Raw genomic sequence first — 9,365 nt, 5'->3', positions numbered from 1 at the left:
TGTGATCGATGGTACGGCGACGACCGGCAAACACCGGCTCACTACGGCGAAATTTTGCACGGCTTGCGAAGCGGTGATTCAGGCTCGATCGCGAAAGCACTTCGATACGTGATGGAGCCGCCGGAGATAGCTCCTGTATTGGCTCGTGCCACCACGCTCGACGAGTTGCTGCAAAGCGGTCGAGGACGTGAGGCGATTTCCGCGGCAAAAGCAGTGCTCAAAGATTCGAATGAACATCCAATCCTTCGTGCGACTGCGGCACGCGTGATGGGCGCCAGCGGACCGTCGGACGCGGTAAAAACGTTGATGCCGTTGTTAGCGGACCCGTCCCGTTTGGTTCGCAGTGAAGCGACGAAGGCATTGGTGTCGTCAGGTGGCTATCAGACGCTTTCTGGTACGCGACAAAAGCAAGCCGACCTGGCGATCGATGCGATCGAAGACGAATTGATGTTGGCCTCTGACCGTGCCGGCGCTCACATGGCGTGGGCGTCACTTAGCGAGCAACGCGGCGATTATCTGGAAGCTGCAGAAGCCTACCAGAATGCAATCCGGGTCCAGCCGAGTATGTCCGGGCCTCGGACCAATTATGCGTCGATGCTGGATCAATTGGTCTCCGCCGCGGCTCAGTCTCGCGAAGCACAGTCAGCGATTGTTCAGTTGTTCGGCGGCAGTGGGGCTCTGAACGAATTGATGAATCAAGCTTCCGAGAAAGCGGCTCAGCTTCGACGCGATGAATTACCGTTGTTGGGACGCGATGCGAAGTTGGCGTCCAACAACGCCGACGTTCAATACCGGTATGGATTGGCGTTGTATTTGTCTGGTGATTTGCTTGCTGCGGAAAAGCAATTACAACGGGCGGCAGAGCTCGCTCCCGACGTTGAGATTTTCTCCACCGCATTGCAATTGTTGCGTGAGCGGATCAATCAATCGGAAAAATAGCCGCAGAATTCTTTTCTCCATTCGACTCGACTTTCAACACGGATTCGATTCATGCTTCACGCAATCATCATGGCAGGTGGCAGCGGAACTCGCTTTTGGCCCGCTTCTAGGAAGGCCAAGCCAAAGCAGTTGCTCTCGCTCGCCGGCGAACGCACGATGATTCAGGCCACGCGAGATCGGCTTAGTTCGGTGATTCCGGCTGAGCGAACACACGTGTTGACTTCGGTCGCATTGGTTGAGCCTATCGCGGAGCAGTTGCCCGAGCTTCGTCGCGAAACGATTGTTGGCGAACCATGTCGACGCGACACCGCACCATGCGTCGGTTTGGCCGCGGCCTTGGTGGCTCACGAAGATCCCGATGCGGTGATGTTGGTTTGCCCCTCCGATCACGTGATTTTGCATCATGACAAATTCGCTGAGGGTGTCCGTCGTGGCGAAGCGATCTTGGACGAGCACCCCAATGCGATTGTGACCTTTGGGATCAAGCCTTCCTATCCGGCGGAATCGTTTGGCTACATCCAACGCGGCGACGTGATTGAGGGGCATGAGGCGTACAAAGTCAAAACGTTCCGAGAGAAACCTGATTCGGAGACTGCGAAGAAGTATCTGGACGAGGGAACGTTTTCGTGGAACAGCGGCATCTTCCTTTGGAAGGCCCAAACGATTTTGGATGCGCTCAAGCAACACGAACCTGAAATGTATTCGCACATCGAAGCGATCTCGGATGCGATTGGCACCGACGAATACGATGAGGTGCTGCAAAAAGAATTTGCCGCCATCGAAGGCAAGTCGATCGACTACGCCGTGATGGAACGACACTCACCGGTCGTCGTCATCGAGGCACCGTTCGACTGGGACGATGTTGGAAGCTGGCAAGCCGTTTCTCGTCTTCACCCGGCCGATGAATTCGGCAATGCCGTCGTCGGATCGCATGTGAATGTTGATTCGAGTGGTTGCATCATTCATGGGAACCCCGGGCACACGATCGCGACGATTGACGTTCACGATCTGATTGTCGTGCAAACCGCGGACGCGACTTTGGTGGCGCCCAAGACTTCCGAGGAACGGGTTCGCGAAGTCGTCGCGGCCCTCCAAGCGAGCGGATCCGAAGACCGGATCTGACGAGAATGTTAGGACGCTCACGCCGAAGTTCGATGCTCTCCTCCGTGCGAGATTCGCGTCGGCTAGTGGCCTGAGTGGTTGGTCGAGCCTCAGTGGTGGGCCAAACCTGGGAAATTCGCCCGGGCGTTTGAAATCGGCGGCTCAGTGGTGCTTCGCGAATGATTGATCTTGTCGCGGAGGGCGGAATCTAGCTATCGATCGGTGTGATGCCCTGGTTTGAGGTGCATCGCCGTCTCATCAGGCTGGTCTGGGGACGGCACCATCCGGTTTTCCGCGCCATACGCAGTGTTTTGATGAACGAACACACCGCCAACCCTTCGCTGCACGCGGGGATGTTGTCATCCCTCGCTCTGAAATTCGTTTTGGGCGGTCTAGCCTTTGTTGCGACCGTCGCTGGTTCTGCGAATGGCCAAGACAATTCCGCCAACACGGTCAGCCAGCCCTACCTGGTGTTTGTATCCGATGAAGGAGCCCATCTTCGGTGTGGGCCATCGGGCGAATACTACAAAACCGAAGCGGTTCGACACGGACAGGAACTCGAGGTCTACGTCGAAACAGGTGATGGATGGTTGGGCGTGCGTCCCGTCGAGCAAAGCTTTTGCTGGGTTGCTGCCGATGCAGTCGAACTCAGCCAACAAGCCCAGCCAAAGCGACAAAGCGGTGGTGATGTCCTGGGATCTGCCACGGTGACGGAAGACAAAACGGTTGCGTGGATCGGAACCAATCTCGGCCGTGCGCGTCGCTACCGCTGGCAGGTTCAGTTGGCGAAAGGCGAAGAAGTCACGATCGTTGGAAGCAGCGAACGGGAAGGACCCGATGGGCCACAAACCTGGTACCGAGTCGTGCCACCTTCCGGTGAGTTTCGCTGGATTCATCGCGACCAAACCGCTGCGACCGCGGAAGCTTTGGTTGCGAGTTTGAAGCGACCCGAACCCGCTCAGCACATGTTTTTGCCGGATGGAAATACAGAGCCCACTCCTGCTGCCAAACAACCTCGCGTGGCGATGTCGCAGTTTGAAGCTGACGTGGCAAACGAAGATTGGGACTTGGACACCGACACGCATCTCAGCGAAACAGATGCCGAACGATCGCATCCTCGTCGCGAATTGGCCGAACGTGTTGCTCGTTTGAGTCGCAGCGAAGAACAAGCTCATCCCGGAGCGGAGATCGAAGAGAAAGAGGATCACCACCCACGAAGTTTGTCCGATCGAATTGCTCGAGGCCTGGAATCGTTGGTTGGCGGCGGTTTGAAAGAGGCAGCTGATCTCGAACCTATCACGCGGTCGAGTCGTCGTATTCCCGATTTGGTGCCGATCGAAGACCATCGCGTTGCACGTACGGAAACGATCAGCAACGACGTCGCCACGGTGGCGCATGAAGAAGCGATGCCCGCTACACCGAGAGTTGCTGTTCCTGCCGCCGCGCCGGTCGTTGGCAGTGGTGTGTTGCCAATCGGTTCGAGTGTGGCATCGACAACTGCTTCACCCACGACGGTTCCAACATCACAGGCACCGCAAGATTCAACCATGACGATCACGTCGCGTCCGCGAATGGTGGACGGGAACGGGAGCGTCGCAACGATGGGCGGTTCGATCAATCCAGGTCAGCCTTCGGGCATCCAGCAGGTCTCGGCCGTCTTTCCTCCCGCGACACCTAAGTTGCGAACCATCGCGGCGGCTCAAATCGAACAAGTGCAGCGTGACGTTGCCCAATCCGATGTGGCGACGCTGCCAGTATTGTTTTCTAAGTTGATGGCTCGTGGAGCATCCGCACCCGAGATCGGTTTGGTCGCGGAAGCGGCTGAACGCTTGCAACTTCACGCCTTGGCGACTCGTTGCCGCGAATATCAGGTTGTCGCTCAACGAAGAGATGGCGAAACGGTTGTCCAGACGTTGGGATTGCCCACGCCGATTACGCCTGTTCCCACCATTCACTCCAATGTCGCGCCGATTTCGTCGGTTGTCACAACGGGTTCGCAAATCAACTACGGTTCGCAATCGTCGTCCATGAATCAGGCTCCGGCGAACTTGCCAGTTCAAAACACGGCGACCGTCGCTCACGAAGTTCCGGCACCGGCGGCATTGCCCGTTCATGAGGGCACTTTGGTGGAGGTTTATTCAGCCGATCCAACTCGACCGCCCTATGCGATCACCGATCGTGGCGGACGAACGCTCGCATACATCACTCCCGCGCCCGGTGTCGATGTGCACTCGCACTTGGGAGCCACCATTCGGGTGACCGGCGAGAGTGGGTATCTGAAAGGAATCGATACGCCGCATGTGATGGCGACATCCGCTGCTCGCATCGTTCGCTAAAAAGCAGCGACATGGCGATACAACGTTCAGCAAAAAAGGCTCGGTGATTTCACCGAGCCTTTTTCGATTCATGCGGTCATGTTTGCCGCGATTGGGCATCGTCCGAAAAGGATTTGACCTTTCGGAGGGCAATGTCTAGCTGAGCCAGCTTGGCAATTGGCCAGCACCGGGCATGTCGATGACTTGGCACTCCGTGATCGCATCAATGGCGAGCAAGTCGTCCAGTGCAGCTTGGGGGACGTCGCCATCGAGGCTGAGGACGCCGATGGCTGCACCGCCGGGAGCATCGCCTTCGCGGCCGACCGCCATTTGAGCGATGTTGACGCCGTGGCTGCCGAACGTTGTTCCGACACGACCAATGATTCCTGGCACGTCCTTGTGGACAAAGACCAACAGTTTGCCGTCCAAGAACGATTCCAAACGATAGCCGTTGACCAAAATCAATCGTGGCATTTCGTGGCCGAGGATTGCGGCACCGGCTTGAACCGTTTTGCCGTTGCCACTGACCTCAGCGGTGATGCTGCTGGTGAAAGCACCTTTGTCGCCAACGCGTTCGCAGGTGAGTTCGATGCCACGTTCACGAAGCAGCATTTCGGAGTTGATCACATTGGCGTCTTCGACCACACGTTCCAGCAGTCCGGCGCAGAACGCGTTATTGAGAACCCGTGTGTCTTTGCCGGAGACTTCGCCGCGGAAAGTCAGGCGAGCGTGGTCGATGCCACCACCATGTAGTTGGCTGAGGAACAATCCCAGTCGGTGAGCCACGTTGAGGTGACCACGAAGTTCGGCCAGGGTTTTAGGATCAAGCGACGCGACGTTGACGCTGTGACGAATTTCGCCGGTTCGCAAGTAGCTCAGCAGCAAGTGGATGCCTTCGACGGCGACTTGCGTTTGTGCCTCTTCGGTGCTGGCACCCAAGTGAGGCGTGCAGACGACGCCAGGCATTCCGAACAGCGGGCTGTCTGTGCAAGGTTCATTCTCGTAAACGTCGAGTGCGACACCGCCGAGTTTGCCAGACTTCAGACCTTCGACCATCGCTTCGGCGTCGTAGATTCCACCACGAGCGACGTTGATGATCCGCAGGCCGGGTTTGACCTTCTCGAGTTGCTCCATGCCGATCAGACCGCGAGTTTCTGGGGTCAGCGGCGTATGGACGGTCAAGTAATCGATTTGCGGAAGCATCTCGTCGACCGTTGCCACTCGGCGGACCTTAAGCGATTCAGCTTGGTCGTCGGTCAGGAACGGATCAAACGCGACCACGTCCATGTCGAACGCTTGAGCACGCGAGGCGACTTCGCGACCGATGCGGCCCATGCCGACGATGCCCAAGGTCTTGCCGGCGACTTGGGTGCCCATGAATTTCTTCCGGTCCCAGCGGCCTTCGACCAAGCTTTGGTTGGCCGCGGCGATGTTGCGGCTCATCGCGAGCAGCATTGCGAACGTGTGTTCTGCGGTGCTGACCGTGTTGCCGGCGGGAGTGTTCATCACAACGATTCCGCGACGCGTGGCGGCGGGTTTGTCGATGTTGTCGGTTCCCACGCCGGCGCGAACCAAGGCTCGCAAACGGGTGTTGCCTTCCAAGGACTCGGGCGTGATGGTCACGCCACTGCGAAGGATCGCCGCGTCGAACTCGTTGAGTGATTGGCGAAGTTCTTCGCCTTTGAGTTTGGTGCGAACTTCGTATTCGATGCCTTCGGAGGCTTCGAGTAGGTCGATGCCTTCTTGGGCGATGTCATCCAGAACGAGAATGCGATGCATGTTGGGGACTGAGATTGAAGGGGGATGGATGGTTTGTGGGATGCCGTCTAGCTGTTCTTGCTGGCGAAGTCGTTCATGAACGACGCCAATGCGTTGACGCCTTCGCGAGGCATCGCGTTGTAGATACTCGCTCGGATGCCGCCGACACTGCGGTGACCCTTGAGGGCGGCGAGTTTATGCTCAGCAGCTTCCGCGATGAATTTGGCGGTCAGTTCGTCGCTGGGCAGATTGAACGTCACGTTCATCAGGCTGCGGCAATCGGTTTTCGCGTGACCACGGTAAAAACCGTTGCTGGAATCGATTGCGGAATACAACTGCTGCGATTTTTCGCGGTTGATGGATTCCATCTTTTCCAGTCCACCCATGTCATCGCGAAGCCAACGAGCGACTTTGCCGAGCACGTAGATGGCGAACGTCGGTGGAGTGTTCCATTCCGATTCGTTGTCGTGATGGTTCTTGAAGTGCAAGTAGCCGGGGATGTTCGGATCGGCTTGCTCGAGCAAGTCCTTCCGCATGATTACCACCGACACGCCAGCGGGACCAGCGTTCTTTTGAGCACAGGCGTAGAGCAGACCGTATTTGTCGATCGGAAGTGGGCGGCAAAGGAAATCGCTGGACGCGTCGCTGACCAACGGCACCGAGTCAGGGCAGTTTGGTTCCGTTGGAAACTGAACGCCCTGGATGGTTTCGTTGCTGCAGTAATACATGTAGGCAGCATCGTCGGGGCAAGCCAAATCAGACGCCGACGGAATGTGGTCGTAGTTGGATTCTGCCGCGTCGAAGAGGACATCCACGTCGCCCTCTTTCTTGGCTTCCTTGATCGCTTTTTTGCCCCAGGATCCAGTCAGCACGTACTGGGCTCGTTTGCCGCTGCCGCGAAGCAGGTTGGCTGGGATCGCGGAGAATTGCAGTGTTGCTCCGCCTTGCATGAACATGACCGAGTAATCGTCGCTGACGTTCAGCAATTCGCGAATGGTGGATTCGGCGTCATGAAGCACGTCGACAAACAATTTGTCGCGGTGGCTGATTTCCATGATCGACGCGCCCGCGCCGGGGTAGCACAGCATCTCATCTTGAACTTCCCGCAGCACCGATTCGGGCATGGTGGCTGGTCCCGCCGAAAAATTGAACACCCGCTCGGGGTGGCTCGCGGAGGATTGGGCGGAAGTGGTTTGCACACCTTGGGCTGATGCAGTCATTCGAGGCGGCTCGGTTGCATAGGGGTGATGGGGAGGATGTCCCGGGGGTAAAGGCCTGATTCCGGAACAAGTTTTGGCGAATTCTAAACGTCCATGCCCAGATGCGGAAGGCAACCCGAACGCGGGCGGGAGGCTGATTTGACGCAGGCCGATTGATGAACCGATTGCACGGTTTGGGGCGTGAGACGGTTGAGAACGGACGTTCTCGAAACACCAAGGACAACGTCGCGTTAACCGATTCGGCGGCCACGCGAGCAGTCTGGTCCGGAAATCGGGCCAAATCGGCGGGAAATCAGCGCCACCAAGGATCGGAATCAAAACACGCCTTCGAAAAAACGCCGGCCCAATTAAGCTGGAGGGCGATCGCCGTTTGATCTCCGCTAGCTTTTTCTAAGTCGATTCCACTTCGCCATGCTGCAACTCGCCCAGCAATTCCGAACGGCATGGAACGAATCTTCGCTGCTGGCGGTCACGACGTGGTGCTTGGTTGCTCTATCGACCTTCTTTGGGCCGCTCGATATCTCGTCGGACGCTGAGACCATGACGGTTGGGCTGGACGGGCAAGTCGCGTGCAAGTTGCTGATTGCAGGGATGGCTTTCGCCGTCGGCGCATACGGCGTGCTGACTTCCGCGAGCGTTCGTCAAACGATGACGACTTTGCCGCCGGTGATGTTGTTGACGATCCTCTTTTTGGTTTTGCTGGCCACGCCGATCGCAATCAGCGGAGCCTCGATGGCGGTGGCATTGATCAATGTCGCCTACGTCGCGTTCATCATCGTCGCGTTGTTCACGTTGGGTTTGCGAGGCACGGTCACAGCGATCTTGGTGGGGGTCACCGCGACGATGACGTTGGCATTGTTCTTCTACGTGTTTGTTCCGAAGTACGGTTTGTTTCCCGAGTTGTTGGCCGATGGTTTGGTGGTCAACCGGATGTCCGGAACGGCTCACCCCAACGCGGTCGGACGAGCGATGGTGTTGGGTGGGCTTGCGACGTTGTACTTAGTTCGCAAAGGCACTCTGCAGTTGAACGTCGCGATTCCTTTGGCGGCTTGCTTTGCCCTGGCGGCCTATTTGGCTTGGAGTCGTACCGCTTTGGTCGCTGGTGCGTTTGGAATGTGCATTCTGTTCTTGGATCGATTGACCAGTCGGCTGGGTGTCGCTGCGATTGCCTTGGTGGCACTAATGGGTGTGGTCGGAGTCACGTCGATTTACGCCACCGGTCAAGAAGATCATTTCGTTGGCAAGATTCTGGCAAAGGTTTCTAAGTCGGGAGACGCGGAGGAAATCACCAGTGGAACGGGGCGATCTGAAATTTGGGCCAAGGGAATTAGTTTGATCGCGAATCGGCCAATCATCGGTCACGGTTTCAACGCGGCTCCGATTTTGATGTTGGAGTTTTCGCAGGCGACCCACAATGCGGTCCTTCACGCGACGCTTGCCGGTGGAGTGATCGCAGGTGCGCTGATGGCGTGTTTGCTGCTTTGGAATGTGTTCCTGATCTTTGGTAGCGAGCACCTTTTGCTTCGCGCCTTTTCTGCATTCACTGTGCTGTCGTGCCTGACCGAAGACACCGTTTTGGAAACCTTTCCCGGGCCCTGCACAATTGTTTGGTTGATGTGCATCTTCTATCCGGTCTTGGTGGATGCGACGCAAATCGACATGATCGAAGCGGAACGTTCGCAACGCGATCAAGCAGAAGCCACCCAGGCCGAATCAGGCTTTTTCGGTCGACCAGGAATATCGGGCACAACGTGAAACGAGCTTCGTCGGCCACCGTCGTCTATCTGCTGAATTTCTTTGCACCCGATGTGATCGCGATTGCTCAAGCGTGGAATCAGCGCGTTGGCAAACTGATCGTGCTGCTGTCCGTGGCCATGGAGGGCAATCGATCATGGAAGGCCGAGGACGGTGGGTTGGATGTGCGTCAGCAAAGAACATGGACTCGCACACGAACCGATCATCATCCGAGTGGTTACACGGACGTGAACTATGTGCACTTTCCCATCGATACGCTCAAACAGTTGCGGCGGGC

At 57.1% G+C, this 9,365-nt stretch carries 6 protein-coding genes and 1 pseudogene; 5 read left to right on the top strand and 2 right to left on the bottom strand.

What is annotated here, in order from left to right; translation table 11 throughout:
• From B2R17_RS14485 to B2R17_RS14475, 3 genes are all read left to right on the top strand, one after another.
• Window positions 1-939, top strand: a 939-nt coding sequence (locus tag B2R17_RS14485) for a HEAT repeat domain-containing protein (protein WP_286764539.1), incomplete at its 5' end; no start/stop codon positions are given.
• A gap of 51 nt (window positions 940-990) precedes the next feature.
• On the top strand, window positions 991-2,061 hold the full coding sequence (locus B2R17_RS14480) for a mannose-1-phosphate guanylyltransferase (RefSeq protein ID WP_286764538.1): 1,071 nt from the start codon (window positions 991-993) through the stop codon (window positions 2,059-2,061).
• Between the two features lie 293 nt (window positions 2,062-2,354).
• Window positions 2,355-4,376 (top strand): hypothetical protein, encoded by a 2,022-nt coding sequence (locus B2R17_RS14475; RefSeq protein ID WP_286764537.1) that lies wholly within the window; start codon window positions 2,355-2,357, stop codon window positions 4,374-4,376.
• Window positions 4,377-4,511: 135 nt separating this feature from the next.
• On the opposite strand, the gene serA is transcribed toward B2R17_RS14475, so the two are convergent.
• Together serA and serC are read right to left on the bottom strand one after the other, a co-directional pair.
• A complete protein-coding gene (gene serA / locus B2R17_RS14470) occupies window positions 4,512-6,134 on the bottom strand; it encodes a phosphoglycerate dehydrogenase (RefSeq protein ID WP_008659653.1) in 1,623 nt (540 codons plus the stop codon).
• 47 nt (window positions 6,135-6,181) lie between these two features.
• A complete protein-coding gene (gene serC / locus B2R17_RS14465) occupies window positions 6,182-7,333 on the bottom strand; it encodes a 3-phosphoserine/phosphohydroxythreonine transaminase (RefSeq protein WP_286764536.1) in 1,152 nt (383 codons plus the stop codon).
• Between the two features lie 411 nt (window positions 7,334-7,744).
• On the opposite strand from serC, the gene B2R17_RS14460 reads away from it, so the two are divergent.
• Both B2R17_RS14460 and B2R17_RS14455 read left to right on the top strand, forming a co-directional pair.
• Entirely contained in the window at window positions 7,745-9,088 is a 1,344-nt protein-coding gene (locus tag B2R17_RS14460) for an O-antigen ligase family protein (protein WP_286764535.1), read from the top strand.
• Window positions 9,085-9,365: pseudogene (locus B2R17_RS14455) on the top strand (glycosyltransferase family 1 protein); the annotation flags it as partial. The gene B2R17_RS14460 and the pseudogene B2R17_RS14455, both read left to right, overlap by 4 nt.

This window comes from Rhodopirellula sp. UBA1907 (assembly GCF_002337565.1).
GTDB classification, from domain to species: domain Bacteria; phylum Planctomycetota; class Planctomycetia; order Pirellulales; family Pirellulaceae; genus Rhodopirellula; species Rhodopirellula europaea.
Note: the sequence above shows the minus strand (reverse complement) of the source record. Positions and strands in the feature narration are given on the sequence as shown.

Excerpts from the sequence above, each read along its gene's own strand:
- B2R17_RS14480 (WP_286764538.1), top strand. The coding sequence starts at position 991 with ATGCTTCACGCAATCATCATGGCAGGTGGCAGCGGAACTCGCTTTTGG.
- B2R17_RS14475 (WP_286764537.1), top strand. The coding sequence starts at position 2,355 with ATGAACGAACACACCGCCAACCCTTCGCTGCACGCGGGGATGTTGTCA.
- serA (WP_008659653.1), bottom strand. The coding sequence starts at position 6,134 with ATGCATCGCATTCTCGTTCTGGATGACATCGCCCAAGAAGGCATCGAC.
- serC (WP_286764536.1), bottom strand. The coding sequence starts at position 7,333 with ATGACTGCATCAGCCCAAGGTGTGCAAACCACTTCCGCCCAATCCTCC.
- B2R17_RS14460 (WP_286764535.1), top strand. The coding sequence starts at position 7,745 with ATGCTGCAACTCGCCCAGCAATTCCGAACGGCATGGAACGAATCTTCG.